Source organism: Clostridium sp. 19966 (assembly GCF_032335695.1).
GTDB lineage: Bacteria > Bacillota > Clostridia > Clostridiales > Clostridiaceae > JACTOJ01.
The window spans coordinates 47,368-65,083 of record NZ_JACTOJ010000016.1 but is presented as its reverse complement, the minus strand read 5'-3'; the positions used below and the strand labels follow the sequence as shown (position 1 = coordinate 65,083).

17 protein-coding genes and 1 other annotated feature are annotated in these 17,716 nt (G+C 31.8%); of the genes, 1 reads left to right on the top strand and 16 read right to left on the bottom strand.

What is annotated here, in order from left to right; genetic code table 11:
• Nucleotides 1–68: 68 nt before the first annotated feature.
• Nucleotides 69–773: an RNA polymerase sporulation sigma factor SigK gene (gene sigK / locus IAI10_RS15870; protein WP_315674273.1), complete on the bottom strand. Its 705-nt coding sequence runs from the start codon at nucleotides 771–773 to the stop codon at nucleotides 69–71.
• Between the two features lie 225 nt (nucleotides 774–998).
• On the opposite strand from sigK, the gene IAI10_RS15865 reads away from it, so the two are divergent.
• Nucleotides 999–1,208, top strand: coding sequence for an alpha/beta-type small acid-soluble spore protein (locus IAI10_RS15865; protein WP_315674272.1), 210 nt, complete (start codon nucleotides 999–1,001; stop codon nucleotides 1,206–1,208).
• 55 nt (nucleotides 1,209–1,263) lie between these two features.
• Here IAI10_RS15865 and IAI10_RS15860 read toward each other — a convergent pair whose 3' ends face one another.
• From IAI10_RS15860 to nifS, 15 genes are all read right to left on the bottom strand, one after another.
• Nucleotides 1,264–2,946 (bottom strand): penicillin-binding transpeptidase domain-containing protein, encoded by a 1,683-nt coding sequence (locus IAI10_RS15860; RefSeq protein WP_315674271.1) that lies wholly within the window; start codon nucleotides 2,944–2,946, stop codon nucleotides 1,264–1,266.
• Nucleotides 2,947–3,003: 57 nt separating this feature from the next.
• A complete protein-coding gene (locus IAI10_RS15855) occupies nucleotides 3,004–4,221 on the bottom strand; it encodes a U32 family peptidase (RefSeq protein WP_315674270.1) in 1,218 nt (405 codons plus the stop codon).
• Nucleotides 4,221–4,871: an O-methyltransferase gene (locus IAI10_RS15850; protein ID WP_315674269.1), complete on the bottom strand. Its 651-nt coding sequence runs from the start codon at nucleotides 4,869–4,871 to the stop codon at nucleotides 4,221–4,223. The genes IAI10_RS15855 and IAI10_RS15850 overlap by 1 nt, the downstream gene beginning before the upstream one ends.
• A 22-nt stretch (nucleotides 4,872–4,893) precedes the next feature.
• Nucleotides 4,894–5,913 carry an endolytic transglycosylase MltG gene (mltG, locus tag IAI10_RS15845; protein ID WP_315674268.1) on the bottom strand — a complete coding sequence of 340 codons (1,020 nt, stop codon included), beginning with the start codon at nucleotides 5,911–5,913 and terminating at the stop codon, nucleotides 4,894–4,896.
• 23 nt (nucleotides 5,914–5,936) lie between these two features.
• A complete protein-coding gene (typA, locus tag IAI10_RS15840; protein ID WP_315674267.1) occupies nucleotides 5,937–7,754 on the bottom strand; it encodes a translational GTPase TypA in 1,818 nt (605 codons plus the stop codon).
• Between the two features lie 149 nt (nucleotides 7,755–7,903).
• The gene (locus tag IAI10_RS15835) at nucleotides 7,904–9,571 is read right to left on the bottom strand and encodes a ribonuclease J (RefSeq protein WP_315674266.1); all 1,668 of its coding nucleotides are present in this window, start codon (nucleotides 9,569–9,571) and stop codon (nucleotides 7,904–7,906) included.
• Nucleotides 9,572–9,589: 18 nt separating this feature from the next.
• On the bottom strand, nucleotides 9,590–10,042 hold the full coding sequence (locus IAI10_RS15830) for a Fur family transcriptional regulator (protein WP_315674265.1): 453 nt from the start codon (nucleotides 10,040–10,042) through the stop codon (nucleotides 9,590–9,592).
• Between the two features lie 30 nt (nucleotides 10,043–10,072).
• Nucleotides 10,073–10,333 carry a DUF1292 domain-containing protein gene (locus IAI10_RS15825; RefSeq protein WP_315674264.1) on the bottom strand — a complete coding sequence of 87 codons (261 nt, stop codon included), beginning with the start codon at nucleotides 10,331–10,333 and terminating at the stop codon, nucleotides 10,073–10,075.
• A gap of 35 nt (nucleotides 10,334–10,368) precedes the next feature.
• Nucleotides 10,369–10,818, bottom strand: a complete 450-nt coding sequence (gene ruvX / locus IAI10_RS15820) for a Holliday junction resolvase RuvX (protein WP_315674263.1) — start codon at nucleotides 10,816–10,818, stop codon at nucleotides 10,369–10,371.
• 186 nt (nucleotides 10,819–11,004) lie between these two features.
• A complete protein-coding gene (locus tag IAI10_RS15815; protein WP_315674262.1) occupies nucleotides 11,005–11,259 on the bottom strand; it encodes an IreB family regulatory phosphoprotein in 255 nt (84 codons plus the stop codon).
• A 236-nt stretch (nucleotides 11,260–11,495) separates the two neighbouring features.
• Nucleotides 11,496–14,141, bottom strand: a complete 2,646-nt coding sequence (gene alaS, locus IAI10_RS15810; protein WP_315674261.1) for an alanine--tRNA ligase — start codon at nucleotides 14,139–14,141, stop codon at nucleotides 11,496–11,498.
• 85 nt (nucleotides 14,142–14,226) lie between these two features.
• Nucleotides 14,227–14,397: a binding site (T-box leader), on the bottom strand.
• A gap of 45 nt (nucleotides 14,398–14,442) precedes the next feature.
• The gene (locus IAI10_RS15805) at nucleotides 14,443–15,456 is read right to left on the bottom strand and encodes an AI-2E family transporter (protein ID WP_315674260.1); all 1,014 of its coding nucleotides are present in this window, start codon (nucleotides 15,454–15,456) and stop codon (nucleotides 14,443–14,445) included.
• Nucleotides 15,449–15,940 carry a PRC-barrel domain-containing protein gene (locus IAI10_RS15800; protein ID WP_315674259.1) on the bottom strand — a complete coding sequence of 164 codons (492 nt, stop codon included), beginning with the start codon at nucleotides 15,938–15,940 and terminating at the stop codon, nucleotides 15,449–15,451. The genes IAI10_RS15805 and IAI10_RS15800 overlap by 8 nt, the downstream gene beginning before the upstream one ends.
• A 131-nt stretch (nucleotides 15,941–16,071) precedes the next feature.
• Nucleotides 16,072–16,497: a Fe-S cluster assembly scaffold protein NifU gene (gene nifU, locus IAI10_RS15795; RefSeq protein ID WP_315674258.1), complete on the bottom strand. Its 426-nt coding sequence runs from the start codon at nucleotides 16,495–16,497 to the stop codon at nucleotides 16,072–16,074.
• Nucleotides 16,498–16,534: 37 nt separating this feature from the next.
• A complete protein-coding gene (gene nifS / locus IAI10_RS15790; protein WP_315674257.1) occupies nucleotides 16,535–17,704 on the bottom strand; it encodes a cysteine desulfurase NifS in 1,170 nt (389 codons plus the stop codon).
• Nucleotides 17,705–17,716 lie beyond the last annotated feature (12 nt).

The window sequence follows — 17,716 nt, the reverse complement described above, 5'->3', positions numbered from 1 at the left end:
ATTCTACAAAATAAAATAAATTCCTCCTATATATTATATTACAAGAGGAACTTAAATGTTAGTTATTTTTATATTTTTAGTTTTCCGTTTAGCTCTTTATATAATTTTTTTAAAGCTCTTTTCTCAATTCTAGAAACATAAGATCTTGAAATGCCAAGTTCTTTAGCGATTTCTCTCTGTGTTTTGCAGTTACCATCTGTAAGTCCATATCTTGATTCTATTATTATTCTTTCCCTATCTGCTAAACAAGTATTTATCTTACTATACAATTTTTTTATTTGAATCTTGCTTTCAACTATCTCTATGATAGAATCGTCATCGCTACTCAAGACATCCATTAGGGAAATCTCATTTCCCTCCTTGTCAACTCCAATAGGATCTTGAAGATAGATTTCACCTTTTATTTTTTTATTGTTTCTTATAAGCATTAAAATTTCATTTTCTATGCATCTAGCAGCATAGGTTGCAAGTCTCGTCCCTTTACCACTGTCAAAGGAATCTATAGCTTTGATAAGTCCCACAGTCCCTATAGATATTAAATCGTCTATGTCTTTTCCTGGATATGAATATTTTTTTACAATATGAGCTACTAACCTTAAATTTCTTTCAACTAATACACTTTTAGCAATAACATCTCCTTCTTTTAATTTGCACAAATAATAATTTTCTTCTTCTTCATCCAAAGGTTGAGGGAATGAATTGCCGCTAGTTATATATGCTGTAAGGAAAGTTACACTGCCTATCATATCCAAAAGATAATTCACCAACAACACATAAAGCTCCCCTTATTAGTGCTTATTAATATTCTATTCCGCACTCTCTAATTTGTTTCCTATTTGCATATATATTTTATAAGAGTCAATATCTAAAGCTTCAAATTTTTTTCCATTATTTCACTCTATTGCCCTGAATTTAATAGAGTATTACTTTATTTACAGGATAAAATAATAGCGTAACCCAAATATAAAACAAACTAAGTTTTAAAGGAGGAATTTAATATGGCATCAAACAATTATAGTGGTAGCAATAAAGTATTAGTTCCAGAAGCAAAACAAGGTCTATCAAAATTTAAGGCTGAAGTTGCTAGTGAAATAGGTTTAACAAACTACGATAGCGTTGACAAAGGAAATCTTACTTCTAGACAAAATGGTTCTGTAGGTGGATACATGGTTAAGCACATGGTTGAATCCTATGAAAAAAATTTATAATATTTTAATGTAGGTATTAAAGTACCAGCTATACTACTATTATTATAGCTGGTACTTATTTATACATTTCTAACATCTTTTCAGCTATTTCTTTAAATATGGGAGCCGCTGTACTTCCACCTCCATCTTTAATCGCATCAATATCTTTGGCAAATACTACCATAGAGTAATATTTTCCATTGCAATTAAAATATCCTATAAACCATCCATCAGAATGCTTCACATTTCCTTCATATCTAGTATTTGTACCTGTCTTACCTCCACAGTCAGTTTCATTAATATTAGCTTGCCTGCCAGTTCCTTTGCTTCCTGTTACTACACTTCTCATATATTCTTTTAAAATGCCTGCTACACTTTTATCAAAGACCTGCTTGCTGTCTGTATTATATGCCTCTATAGTATTATTCTTATCATCAAATAATTCTTGAATCAAGTATGGCTTTACATAAACTCCGCTATTTACAACAGTATTAACTATATTTAAAGCTTGAATCGGAGTTATTCTAACGCTTTGCCCTATACCTAACATAGCTTCTGTACCGTCCGCTTGTTTTACGTTTTTCATGTTGGCTATTTCATCTCCCAGAAGATTGTTCAAATCCAAGCTTTTTGAGGCTACTATATCTCCAGTTACTTCATTTACTCCATTAAATCCCAAAACTTTATTTAAAAGGCCTTCTGATTTAGCCATTTCAAAAATATTTTTAAACCCTATATCATTTCCTAGTTTTGAGAAGAAAGTATTGCAAGAAACTTCATAGGCCTCTTTCATATTAACAGTACCATGATCCTCTCCAGTTTCTTTGCAGGTAACCTCCTCATTGGCATAATTTTTATCTTTTGTTAAGGCTGCCTCTGCCACAATAGTTTTAAAAATAGAACCTGGTTCATATCCATTTTCCGTGGCTGAACAAAGCAATATATTTGGTTTCCAATCATCTCTTTGAGCCATAGCTACAATTTTACCAGTATCAGATTCCATAACAGCTACACCTATTTGATCATACTTACTATATTTATTCTCATGAAGAATGTTTCTAATATCATCCTCCAATGTGCTATCTGTAGTTAACCTTACATTCACATTTTTACTAGGCCTAACTACACCCTTTTCAGAAATAATGCCATTGTTATCTCTATCAAAAGCTATTTTTGGGTATTCATTATTTTTAACCTTACCAGCAATAAAACCTTCTAAAGAATTTTTATCTTTAGCTTTATTATCTGCAGTTAAAGGATTTATTAACATATTCTCATATCTCCAAGGTTTACTTATATCCACCACTTCTTTTTTAAAACAATATATTCCCTTTATATCCTTTATTTTAGCTATTTTATTATAAGTATCTTCGTCAATTTCATAATATAATTTTTTTCCCATCATGTCTTTGCTTATATTGGCTAAATCATAGTCTTGATTATAATTCCTTAATATATATACTAAAGTATTATAATCGCGTAAATCAGTATTTCTATTATTTTTCATGAAAGAAGATAAATCCAATACAAAATAATATTCAGTATTGTAACTCAATATATCTTTTCCTTTTGAATCTTGAAGTATAAATTTTGCATCAGTAGTAGGTTCATATACTGTATATTGATTATTAGTCATTACGCTCAATTCATCACTTTGAGCAGTCATTATATAAGTTAGCCTTCCCACCAATAATAATGTAATTAAGTATATTATAGCTAAGACTAAACTTAGTCTTTTTTTAGAAATAGAAAAAAACAAAAAAACACCTCATTTCATCTAGATTCTAGACAAAATATAGGTGTTTTATTCTTTAATTTATTTTTTCATAATAATAAAATCTTTTTCTTGCAAAGTTTTATCACAATCTATCTTATATAGCATTTGAGCCACAGGAGTGGAATCTAATTTTTTATCATCAATACTTCTTATATTTTTTAACCTAATTTGAAAGTCTTCTCCTTTAGCTCTTAATACTTCTGCTGCATCTCCTTCAAAAACCTTGTTTCTCTGCTCGATAACAGCTTCTTTTTTATCAGCGTCATAGCTTTTAACCACACCAACTATATCATAATTCCTTATATAAGATGAGGATTCATAAGTTTGCTTATTAGGATCCCCAAAATAAAATCCAGTATAATATTGTCTATGACTAACTTTATCTAAATCTTGAAGCCATCTTTCTTTAAATTCATAATTTTCTTTTTCTTCAAAATAAGCATCTATAGCTTCTCTGTAAGCTTTAGTAACTACAGCTACATAAAATGAACTTTTCATTCTTCCTTCTATTTTAAAGGATGTAATACCTGCTTTCACTAATTCAGGTATATATTCTATCATGCAAAGATCTTTGGAATTCATTATATAGCTGCCCTTATCATCTTCCATTACCTTAAAATATTCTCCTGGTCTCTTTTCTTCCATAAGGTAATACTTGTATCTGCAAGGTTGAGCACATGCTCCTCTATTGGAATCTCTTCCTGTTAAATAATTAGAAAGAAGACATCTACCCGAATAGGACATACACATTGATCCATGAACAAAAGCTTCTATCTCACAGCTGTCAGGAAGCTTTTCTCTTATTCCAACCACTTCCTGCATGGATAATTCTCTTGCTAAAACGATTCTTTTTACTCCTTGTTTGTGCCAAAAAATAGCAGATTTGTAATTAACATTATTAGCTTGAGTGCTAAGATGTATTTCTAAATCTGGAACTACCTCTCTAGCTGTCATTATTATACCAGGGTCAGAAACTATAATAGCATCTACTCCTAAACTATAAAGTTCTTTAAGATATTCTTCAAGTCCGTCAAGATCTTCATTATGAGGAAAAACATTTAAAGTAACATATACCCTTTTGTTTCTGCTATGTGCATATTCTATGCCTTCTATTAGTTCTTCATTGTCAAAATTATCTGCAAAAGCTCTAAGATTAAGCTTGTTTCCACCTAAATATACTGCATCTGCTCCAAAATCAATAGCAGTTTTTAATTTTTCTAAATTACCTGCTGGTGCAAGTATTTCTGGTTTATTCATTAATTTTCTCTCCTTTTTGTTATTGCAATGCCATCACCCATTGGAATAACTGAGGTAATCAAATCATTATCCTTGCTTATCATATTTAAATATTGTTTCATTCTTTTTACTATAGTTATTTTCCTTCTTATAACTAAATCTTTTGATGCCACCATACCTTTATATAGTGCATTGTCCGCAATAATTATTCCATCATGTTTCATAACTCTTAAGCAATTTGGAAGAAAATGATTATAATGACCTTTTCCTGCATCCATAAAAATCAAGTCATATTTGTCCTCAAGTTTTTCTAGAACCTCTATACAATCTCCCTGTATGACGTTAATTATATTTTGCTTATCTGCTTTTTTTATATTTTCTTCTGCCAGCTTTATCATCTTTTCATCTCTTTCTATAGTATCAATTCTCTCTATATTTTTACTAGAAAGAGACATAATTATGGAGGAATATCCAATGGCCGTTCCAAGTTCCAATATCTTAACGGGTTTTTTCATATTTATCATGAATTTTAAAAAATTGGCAACTTCCTTATGGATTATTGGAACAGCATTTTCCAATGCATATTGTTCTAATTCTTTTAATTGACCTTCATGTTCAGGGATTAAGGATTGTATATATTCTTCCATATAATCATAGGTAATGTTGCTCATTTTTTATTCCTCCACATTATAGCTACTTATTCTTGCTCTGATATTTTTGTACAGCCTTATTGTGTGCTTCAAAGGTTTCATTAAATTCATGGGTACCGTCATTTTTGGATACAAAATATAAATACTTTGTATCAGCGGGATTTATGGCAGCCATCAAAGAAGCTTTTCCTGGACTGCAGATAGGTCCTGCTGGAAGACCTGATACTTTATATGTATTAAATGGTGAATTGAATTTATAATCACTTTCAGATAATACATCTTTATGCTGTCCTATAGCATACTCTACAGTAGCACAGGACTCTAATTTCATATTAATTTTTAATCTGTTGTAAAATACTGATGATGCTATTGGTCTTTCATCATCAGCCTTTATTTCTCCTTCAACTATGGATGCCATGGTAACCAATTTTTCATAATCAGATTCGCTTATATTAGCATTGCATTCTTTAGCAATAACTTTCATATTTGCTTCAAATGTTTCAATCATCTTATCTATTACATTTTTACCAAGGGACCCCTTTTTAAATTCATAGGTGGCAGGAAATAAATATCCTTCCAAAGCGTATTTTTTATTAGGATTATTGCTTATATAAGAAGGTAAGGCATAACTTTTACAGCTCTGTAAAAAATCATTTTTTTTGATTATTCCTTTTTCATCTAGTATCTCAGCGATCTTTTCCACTGTATAGCCTTCTGGGATTGTTATTTTTACCATATTAGGATCCTTGCTATTTGACATAGATTTTACTAAAGCTGCAACATTCATATTAGGATTTATATCAAAATCACCCGGATTTAATACTATATTCTGGCTATTAGTCTTTATATATAGTTTTAATAATAAAGCACTTTTTATTTTGCCTTTATCTGCCAAATCATCTATAACACTGCTAACACTTTGTCCCTGTTTTATAGTGAATTTTTCCTGCTTACTTATCTTTAATGGATGATTAATTACGCCTTTGTAATAAACCATTGATGCCACTACAATAATTGTTAAAACTAACCAAGTGCATACAATCCATCTAAGCAACTTTTTCAATTTTTATCCCCCCGCCCCTAGGATTATTTTCTAGCTGCTTTCTTTCTCATATCAGCATTTAATATTCTTTTTCTCATTCTTACATTCTTAGGAGTTACTTCTACTAATTCATCATTTGCAATGAATTCTAGACATTGTTCTAGTGACATTTCTGTAATAGGTACAAGTCTTAACGATTCATCAGCGCTTGAAGAACGTGTATTAGAAAGATGCTTCTTCTTGCATACATTAACTTCTATATCGTCAGCTCTTGAACACTCTCCTGCGATCATTCCTGCATAAACAGGAGTTCCTGGTCCTATAAACAGAGTTCCTCTCTCTTGAGCGTTGAAAAGCCCGTAAGTTATAGCTTCTCCTGATTCAAATACTACTAGTGAGCCTCTAGTTCTCTGGCTTATCTCACCTTTATATTCATCGTAACCTTCAAAAACATGATTCATTATTCCATTACCTTTAGTATCAGTCATAAATTCGCTTCTGAATCCAATAATACCTCTTGCTGGAATTATAAATTCTATTCTTGTATATCCGTTTATAGCAGAAGTCATATTAACCATTTCGCCTTTTCTAGGTCCTAGCTTCTGAATTACAGCTCCAACAAATTCTTCTGGAACGTCTATAGTAAGGTATTCCATAGGCTCCATTTTCTTGCCGTTCTCTTCTTTAAAGATAACACTAGGTTTCGAAACTTGAATTTCATAGCCTTCTCTTCTCATAGTTTCAATAAGTACAGAAAGATGAAGTTCACCTCTTCCACTTACTTTGAAGCAATCTGGTGATAGTTCTTCTACTCTTAAGCTTACATTGGTTTCAAGTTCCTTTAATAATCTGTCTCTTAAATGTCTTGAAGTAACAAATTCGCCTTCTTGTCCTGCAAAAGGAGAGTCATTAACCATAAAGTTCATGTTTAATGTAGGTTCATCTATATCAACAAATGGTAATGCTTCTGGATTTGAAGAGTCAGCTAATGTTTCTCCTATATTTACATCTCCTATACCGCTTACTGCTACGATATCGCCTAAAGAAGCCTCGGTTACATCTACTCTTTTTAAACCATTATAAACATACAAATTAGCTACTTTTACATTATTTTTTGTTCCATCCCTTTGGATGAGTACAGCATTTTGATTTTTCTTTATAGTTCCTCTCTCTATTCTTCCTATTCCTATTCTTCCTACATATTCATTAGAATCTATAGTAGTTATAAGCATTTGAAGAGGTCCATCGATGTCACCTTCTGGTGGCTGTACATGGTTTATTATACATCTAAATAAAGGTTCCATTGTTTCACTTTCCTGTGCCAATTCATCTTTAGCATATCCTTCTCTTGCAGATGCATATATAACAGGAAAATCTAATTGATCATCATCTGCACCAAGTTCAATAAATAAATCTAAAACTTCGTCAATTACTTCCTGAGGTCTTGCATCAGGTCTGTCTATTTTGTTAATTACAACTATTGGTTTTAATCCAAGTTCCAAAGCCTTTTTAAGAACAAATTTAGTCTGAGGCATAGTTCCTTCATAAGCATCAACTACTAAAAGTACACTATCTACAAGCTTGAGTACTCTTTCAACCTCTCCGCCAAAATCAGCATGTCCAGGGGTATCAACTATATTTATCTTAATGCCATCATAGTTAACTGCAGTATTTTTAGAAAGGATAGTTATTCCTCTTTCTCTTTCAAGATCATTTGAATCCATTACCCTTTCTGCTACTTTCTCATTGCTTCTAAACACATTACTTTGTTTAAGCAATGCATCTACCAATGTAGTCTTACCATGATCTACGTGGGCAATTATAGCTATATTCCTTATATCTTCTCTTACGTATCTATTCATATAAACCTCCAAATGGAATTTGTTTTTTGTTAAAATAAAATTGGATACGAAGTATCCAATTTTAGCTTAACCATAATTATTCTAATGCTAGACAATACTCTTGTCAACTTTTTAAAACTTTATTTGATAATATTCGGTAATATAAAACATTATATTTCCATTATTATCGGTAGAATCATAGGTTTTCGTTTAGTTTTTTCATATAAGAAGTTTCTTAAAGCATCCTTTATTGTACTCTTTATGGTAGCCCAATCAGTTATATGCTTTTCTTCACATTCTTTAAGTGCATCTTTTACAATTACTCTAGCTTCTTCCATTAAATCTTCGGATTCTCTTACATAAACGAATCCTCTGGATATTATGTCTGGTCCTGCTATAACATTACCTGATTCTTTTTCAATAGTGACAACAACGGTAAGTATTCCGTCTTGAGATAGATGCTTTCTGTCTCTTAATACTATATTACCAACATCTCCTATTCCAAGACCATCTACAAATACATGACCAGAAGCAACAGTAGAACTCTTTTTAATGCCTTCTCTGCTCACTTCAATAACATCGCCATTATCAGCTAATATAATATTATTTCTATTCATTCCAAGCTTTACAGCAAGTTCACCATGCTGCTTTAAATGTCTATATTCCCCATGCACTGGAATAAAAAATCTAGGCTTAACAAGTGCATGCATGAGTTTCAATTCCTCTTGACAAGCATGGCCAGATACATGTACATCAGCTAATGCTTCATATATAACATTTGCGCCCTTTTTAAATAAAAGATTTATAACCCTAGAAATAAATTTTTCATTTCCAGGAATTGGGCTGGCAGATATTATAACCATGTCACCTTCAATTATATTAACTTTTTTATGTTCATTACTAGCCATTCTAGAAAGAGCCGACATAGCTTCTCCTTGACTTCCAGTAGTGATTATGGTTATTTTTTCTGGCGGATATTTATTTATTGAGTCTATACTTATGAAGTCATCTTTACCGACTTCTATATATCCCAATTCCATAGCCACGGCAACTATATTCTCCATGCTTCTACCAGAAACAGCCACTTTTCTTCCATACTTTGCACTAGCAGTCATTATCTGTTGAATTCTATGAATATTTGAAGCAAATGTAGCTACTATTACTCTGCCCGTTGCATTAGCTAAAAGTCTGTCAAAGGTTTCTCCAACTGTACTTTCAGACATGGTATATCCGGGTCTTTCCACATTGGTGCTATCTGCTAGCATAGCCAATACTCCCTTTTTACCAAGCTCCGCAAACCTTGCTAAATCAGCGACTTCTCCATCAATAGGAGTGTAATCAATTTTAAAATCTCCTGTGTGAAGTATAACACCAGATGGTGTGTGTACTGCAATAGCCACTGAATCAGCTATGCTGTGGTTAGTCTTAATGAACTCTATAGCCATATTATCGAGTTTAACTATATCTTTAGGCTTGATTCTTACTAATTCAGTAGTACTCAAAAGGCCATGTTCCTTTAGTTTAATTTCCACTATGCCTAATGTAAGCTTAGTACCATATACAGGCACATTCACTTGTTTAAGAACATATGGAAGAGCTCCTATATGGTCTTCATGGGCGTGGGTTAAAAATATACCCTTCACCTTTTCAATATTTTTTGTTAAATAACTCACGTCTGGAATAACAAGATCAACTCCGAACATTTCCTCATCAGGAAACTTCAATCCACAATCAATTACTATTATCTCATCTTTATACTCGATAACAGTAAGATTTTTTCCTATCTCATTTAATCCTCCGAGGGGAATTATTTTTATTTTATCTTTCTCCCTCCTCATTCAATCATCCTCCTTATATCATTCTTTCTTTGCGCACTCACTGCAAATTCCGTAGAATTTAACACTGTGATTTTTTATTTTAAATTTATATTTTTCTTCAATATTTTCTTCCAAAGACTCCAACAAGTCTCCCTCAACTTCTATAACCTTATTGCAAACAGTACATATTAAATGATGATGTTGGTGATTTTCTTCCTCATGCACCAATTCATACCTGCTGCAATTATCTCCTAAATCTAATCTACTTATTACGCCCATCTCTTCAAGCAAAACTATAGTTCTATAAACTGTAGCAAGACCTATTTCTGGACATTCTACTTTAACGAGATCATAAATCTCTTCTGCCGTTAAATGTTTCCCTTCACTGCTGACAATCATATCAACTATAGCTCTTCTTTGAGGAGTAAGCTTATAGCCTTTTTCCTTTAAGACATCTTTTAATTTATTTACTTCATCAGCATGCTTATTCATATATTTAACCTCTTCTAAAAATTATAAGTATTACTCTTCTTCATCCTGAAAAAGAGTATAATATGCTTCATTAACCATCTCAAATTCCGCATCGTCCTCAATGACTGAAAATGTATATTCGTCATTTTCACCTTTTTCCATACGAAAGGCCACCGCTTCATCATCTTCTCCATCAACTGGAGCTAATATTACATATTCTTTGTCTTCAATGTCAAATTTAGCAATCACATCAAATTCATTCTCTACGCCATCTTCATCTTTTAAAACTATTGATTCAAATTCATTTTCCAAATTATCGCCTCCTAATTTATCTTAATAAGCAAGCTTTACTCGCTTTCATTATTAGCAACGTTATTTTTACTACTAAATTGTAGTTTGTCTAGATATCCTTGTAATATGTACATTGCAGCTAATTTATCCACTATCTTTTTTCTTTTGCTTCTAGAAAGATCTCCCTCTAACATAACTCTATGAGCCGCTACTGTAGTTAATCTTTCATCCCACATTTCAATTTCTATATTTAACTCAAATTTAATTTTTTCCGAAAAATTAATAATCCTCTCTCCAGAAGGACCTATAGATCCGTTCATATTTTTAGGTAATCCAACTACTATCTTGCTGCACCCATACTCACTTACGTATTTTCCGATTTCATTAATATCAGCTTTCACACCTTTTCTCTTTATCGTTGTTATTCCTTGAGCGGTTATTCCTAAAGGATCACTTATTGCAACTCCTATAGTTTTTTCACCAACATCAAGTCCAAGTATACGCATAAAACCTCTCCATTTCTTATTAAGCTGAAATCAGGCAGCTTTGCAAAATTTAAATCTATATTTCTTATGTAAAAAGTGAATTTTTCAAAAATAATAGTTATAAATTATCTTTGATAATGCATAAATAATAATTTAACTTAAATTTAAAATATCACCGGAAAATAAAAATGCCCGTAAAGGGCATTCTTATTTTATACCTAAATAAGATTTTAATACTTCTTCTAGAATCTCATCTCTTTCAAGTTTACGAACCAAAGCTCTTGCACCATTATAATTCGTAATATATGTAGGATCTCCTGAGATTAGATATCCTACTAGCTGATTCACTGGATTGTATCCTTTTTCCTTTAGTGAATCATATACTTGCGTTAGTATAGCCTTCGTTAAATCCCTTTTATCGCTTATTAAATTAAATTGCATAGTATTTTGTTTATTATCCATAATGTTTCTGTAGAAAATATTATATTCTACAGTCTACACCCCCTTGCTATTATATTTTAGCTAAGGTCATATTATATAAGCATTGTATCAATGTACATATCATCGCATATTAGCATATAATCACATCTAATAAATCAGCTTATAAATATTGTTTTATTTCCATCAATATTTATAATGTAATCATGCCATTTATCTATTAATTATATTATAATCTAATTTTTAATAAAAGTATACATTTATTTTACGGAACTTTCCAAGACTTTCTCAACATAGTTAATAGCATCTATCAATTTTTCTGCGTCCTTACAGCCAGCTTGAGCCATATCCGGTCTTCCTCCACCGCTTCCTCCAGCTATTGCGGATATCTCTTTTATAAGTTTTCCGCAATGAACTCCTTTAGAAACAGCATCTTTAGTAGCCATAGCAACTATCGAAACCTTTCCTTCAAATTCACTACCTAATACAACTATTCCTTCTTTTATATTATCCTTTAGCCTATCGCCCATCTCCCTTAGAGAATTTGGATCTAAATTATCTATGACAGTGCTTATATACTTAATGCCTTTTATTTCCTTCACATTACCTATAATTTCAGCTTCGGCTGCTTTACTTTTTTCCTTCTTAAGCTGAATTATTTCTTTTTCTTTTTCTTTCAATTCCTTTAAATTAATATTTATCTTATTTATTACATCCTTAGGAGTTGTTTTGAGCAAAGAAGAAATCTCCTTAATTTCTTTAATTTTCTCGTTAAGGCTTGCAAGAACGTTAAAGCCTGTAATAGCCTCTATTCTTCTTACGCCTGCTGCTACTCCACTTTCTGAAACTATCTTAAACATTCCAATTTCACCAGAATTAAATACATGCGTACCACCGCATAGCTCCATACTGAATTCTCCTACGGAAACTACCCTTACCACATCGCCATATTTTTCATCAAATAATGCTGTAGCACCTTTTCCCTTCGCATCAGATATGCTCATCTCTTCTGTAACAACATTAATTGCCTTCATGATATTCTCATTTACAAGCTGCTCTACCTTTGAAAGTTCTTCTTCGCTAACTGCTGTAAAATGAGCAAAGTCAAACCTAAGTTTTTCATCATCCACTAATGATCCTGATTGGTGAACATGCTCTCCAATCACAGCTTTTAGAGCAGCTTGAAGCATATGAGTTGCTGTGTGATTTTTTCTTATATTTGCTCTTCTTACTGCATCTACTTCAAGAGTAATATCCTCTCCTATACACACTTCTCCTTCTAGAATTTCTACAAAGTGTAGTGTCTTACCAGATACATTTTTCTTGCAATCAGTTACTATTGCTTTAAAATTATCAGAATAAGCTATCCCCTTATCTCCAACCTGGCCTCCCATTTCAGCATAAAATGGAGTTTTTTCTGTAAGCAATACTCCTACATCGCCTTTTTCAAGTTTTTCAGCAAACTCATTACCGTTTATAAGTATTATAACCTTTGAATTTTCTTTTATGGATTCATAGCCATCGAACTGCGTATTATATTGAGAAGGTATTTTATTCAAAACTCCTTCTTCACTTCCCATATAATTAAATTCTCCTCTTGCTTTTCTTGCTCTTGCTCTTTGGTCATTCATTTCCTTATTGAATCCCTCTAAATCAACTGTAACCCCTTTTTCCTCTAATATTTCTTGAGTTAATTCTAATGGAAATCCATAAGTATCATATAGTTTAAAAGCATGCAAGCCACTTAAAATTTTTGAGCTATTACTCTCTATTTCCTTTATATAATCATTTAGAATATTTATTCCTGAATCTATTGTTTCATTAAATCTTTCTTCTTCTAATTTAACGATACTCTTTATGTATTCCAGCTTTTCTTTTAGTTCAGGATAAGCACCCTGTGAATTTGCTACAACTATATCGCATAAATTGTAAAGGAATGTGCCTTCTATTCCAAGCAATTTTCCATGTCTTGCTGCTCTTCTTAGAAGTCTTCTTAACACATACCCTCTGCCTTCATTTGAAGGAAGTACACCATCGCAAATCATGAATGTTACACTTCTTACATGATCTGTGATTATTCTTATGGATATATCATTCTTTTTGTCCTCACCGTAATTTACATAAGCAACCTTGCATACTTCATCTAAGATAGCTCTTATAGTATCTATTTCAAATATGGAGTTAGTTCCCTGCATTATTGTAGCTATTCTTTCAAGTCCCATACCTGTATCTATATTAGGATGAGATAATTTATTATAAATCCCATTTTCATCTTTATCGAATTGAGTAAACACTAAATTCCAAAATTCAACTATTCTATCTTCATCTGCATACTTTACAAATTCTTCTACAGTTGTTACTGCACCTTCTCCTCTGTCAAAATGTATTTCAGAGGAAGGTCCGCAGGGACCTGATCCTTGTCCTATTTCCCAAAAATTATCTTCTTTTCCTAATCTAAATATTCTCTTAGGATCGACATCAGTAGTCTCAGTCCATATATCAAAAGCCTCATCATCTTCAATATATATAGTAACATATAATTTCTCTTTAGGTATTTGCAGAACCTCTGTTATAAACTCCCATGCCCATGGAATAACTTCTTTTTTGAAGTAGTCTCCAAATGAGAAATTACCTAACATCTCAAAAAAAGTACCATGTCTTGAAGTTATGCCTACATTTTCTATATCACCAGTTCTTATGCACTTCTGACAGGTAGTCACTCTACTTCTAGGCGGTTTTTTAAGCCCAGTAAAGTATGCTTTCATAGGTGCCATACCAGCATTTATCAGCAATAAGCCTTTATCATTTTGTGGAACTAGTGGAAAGCTTGGTAATCTTAAATGACCTTTGCTTTCAAAAAATTTAAGATATTCTTCTCTTATTTCGTTTAAACTCATATTTTTCATATATTTTCCTCCCTGCAGCTACTATGTAATATAGTTATTAGTAATTTGTTTTTCTGTGTTATAAAATAAAAAAATACCTTCATCCGAAAGGGACGAAAGTATCCGTGGTACCACCCTAATTGCAGAAAAATTTTTCTACAGCTTATTTTAAATAAAAGCTCCATGGCAGCTTCAATATATTCATCTGAAAGTTTTCACCTGCCACTTTCTCTCTTTAAGAATCAATATATTTACTCATCCATATCATTGCTAAAATATTCAATTATTATAGATGTTATTATAATTTAATAGAGTTTTTATGTCAATACATATAGTTTTCTAAATCTTCAAGTATTACTTTTATGGCCACAGCTATAGGTACCGCTAATACCATTCCTACAAATCCACCTATTCTTTCGCCAACTATAAGAAGTACGATTATATATAAAGGGTGCATATCTACCATATCTCCTGTAAGTTTAGGCGATATAATATCTCCCTCTATCTGCTGTATTAAATTTAAAAATATAATAGTCACTATTGCTGTTTTAGGAGATTGTAAAAAGGCTATAATAACTGCTGGAACAGCCCCAAAAAGAGGCCCAAAATATGGTATTATATTGAATATCCCATTCAGTATCGAAAGTATTAAGGGATAATTTACTCCCAGTATAATTAAAAGAATAAATGTTAAAGTGCTTACTATAAGGCTTAAAAAGAACTGGCTTATTATGTATTTTGATAACATATTGTTTATATCTCTGCATAAATTAACAAATACCGATCTGCTTCTAACGGGTACAAAATTAACTATAGTTTTTGACAATATATCTCCATCTGCTAATATATAATAAATCATGATAGGTATTACAGCAAAGGAAAATAGTTCTCCAGTCTTTTCTATAATTCCGTTCATCATCGAGTTTATAAACTTTTTTATTAAAACTTCTCCTTTAGATATAGCTATTTGGACAAATTCATTTACATACCTATTCTCTGCAAAGCCTTTATACTTTTTATAAAAATCATCTAAGATATAGCTTACTTTATAAAGTGAATTCCCGATATTAGTTACTTCTTTAAAAAATGCTGGAACGAAGAAAATAATCATAAGTATTATTATTGCAAATAGCCCAGCCACTAAAATAGCTGCTGATAGTTTTCTAGTTAACCCTTTTTGAATAAGTAAATTTTGGAAAGGCTTTAATGAATATGCCACTACTAATGATATAAATAAGGTTTGCATCAAAACATCAAATATAAAATTTTTACTTAGCAGATATACCAACATTATTACAATTATAATTCCTATAACATAACTTATCCTTTTACTCATGGCAAACTACACTTCCAATACTATGAATTAGACTACTTAAGCTTACATTATCTTTTTCAAAAGATAATATATTTTTTTCTCCAATTATAATTTTGCTTATGGGTATTACTCTTTTACCTTTAAATAGTTTACTTACGATTCCAGGTGAAACTATGATAGCTTTAATATCAAAGTTTAAGTCGAAAATCATATTTTCTAATATGCCTATAGATCTGCCGCAAGTATCAATAACATTCATTCCTTTTATATCTTGAAATTTTAATCCGCCCTGCTCCGTGACCTTTGAAATTACAATTTTATGATTGTAATATATTATATCCTTTACATCTACTCGTACTTCTCTGTTAAGAATTGAGCTTTTTAATATAGAAAAGCCATTAACACTTGTTGAGCCTATGTTTAAATATATATCCTTAATATTTCCTATAAATTTTGAATTTATATCTACAACGGATTTTAAATAAAAATTTTTAACATTATACATATCTAATCAGCACATCCTCGCATAAATTCATATATTTAAAGCAAATATATTATTTGCATAATGCCTAAGTATTAAACATAGCCAAAAATAAAAACCCACTGAAAATTCAGCAGGTTTTAAATAAATATTTTCTATTCTCCATGAACTTGATCATGAATATCATCATGTTCTTCGTAAGCCCAAGTTTCTAAGCCTTGAGATATTCTATATTCGTTTATTGCTTTATGTATAGCTTCTTCAGCCAAAACTGAGCAATGCATCTTTATTGGTGGAAGTCCGTCTAAAGCTTCTGCTACAGCCTTGTTAGTAAGCTGCCATGCGTCTTCTAAGGATTTTCCTTTAATTAATTCTGTAGCCATACTAGAAGATGCTATAGCAGATCCACAGCCATAAGTCTTAAATTTTACATCTTTAACTATATTATCTTCTACTTTTAAGTAGATTTTCATTATATCTCCACATTTTGCATTTCCTACTTCTCCGATACCATTAGCATCGTCTATTTCTCCTACATTTCTCGGATTCCTAAAATGATCCATAACCTTTTCGCTGTACATAAATTTTCCTCCTTAAATTCTGTGAATAATTCTATATTTACTTTACATTTTCGTATAATGGAGACATTGCTCTCAATCTTTCTATTATTGCTGGAATTACCTCAAGCACATAGTTTACATCTTCTTCGGTAGTACCATCTCCTATAGACAACCTAAGAGAGCCATGAGCTATCTCATGAGGCAATCCAATTGCCAAAAGCACATGTGAAGGGTCTAAAGCTCCTGATGTACAAGCGCTTCCAGAGGAGGCACATATCCCGGCATCATCTAATAACAAAAGTATTGATTCCCCTTCAATATATTCAAAACATATATTTACATTGGAAGCCAGTCTTTTATCTCCCTTAGGTCCATTAAGTCTAGTATATGGCGTTTTTAAAAGTCCATCGATGAGCTTATCTCTAAGGGCTGACAGTCTCTCATTTCTAGCTTTTATGTCTGAAGTGGCAAGTTCTATAGCCTTTCCTATGCCAACTATGCTGGCAACATTTTCTGTTCCTGCCCTTTTGGCTCTCTCCTGTCCGCCGCCGTGAATTAAATTGTCTACTCTAACACCTTTTCTTATGTATAAAGCTCCGACGCCTTTAGGTCCATAAAATTTATGTCCAGCCATTGATAATAAGTCTATATTCATATCTTTAACATCTATCTCTACTGCTCCAATAGCTTGAACTGCATCTGTATGGAAAAATACTTTATTTTCTCTACATAATTTACCTATTTCTTTTATGTTTTGTATAGTTCCTATTTCATTGTTAGCAAACATTATTGATACAAGTATAGTTGTATCTTTTATGGCTGACTTTAAATCTTCAATCTTTATAAAACCATACTGGTCTACAGGAAGATAAGTAACTTCAAATCCATGTTTTTCTAAAAATTCACAAGCATGAAGTATAGCATGATGTTCTATTTTTGTTGTAATTATGTGATTTCCTTTATTTTTATTAGCAAAGGCTATTCCCTTTAAAGCCCAGTTATCAGCTTCAGAACCAGAACCTGTAAAAAATATTTCTGAAGAATCAGCATTTATCGCCTTTGCTACCTTATCTCTGCTTTCATCGATAGCTTTTTTAGTAACCCTAGACAAGGAGTATATAGAAGAAGGGTTACCAAAATTCTCATTGAAATAAGGTAACATTTCCTTTAACACCTCTGGTTTGGTATAAGTGGTAGCTGCATAATCCATGTAAATAGTTTTGTTCATTACTTTCACCTT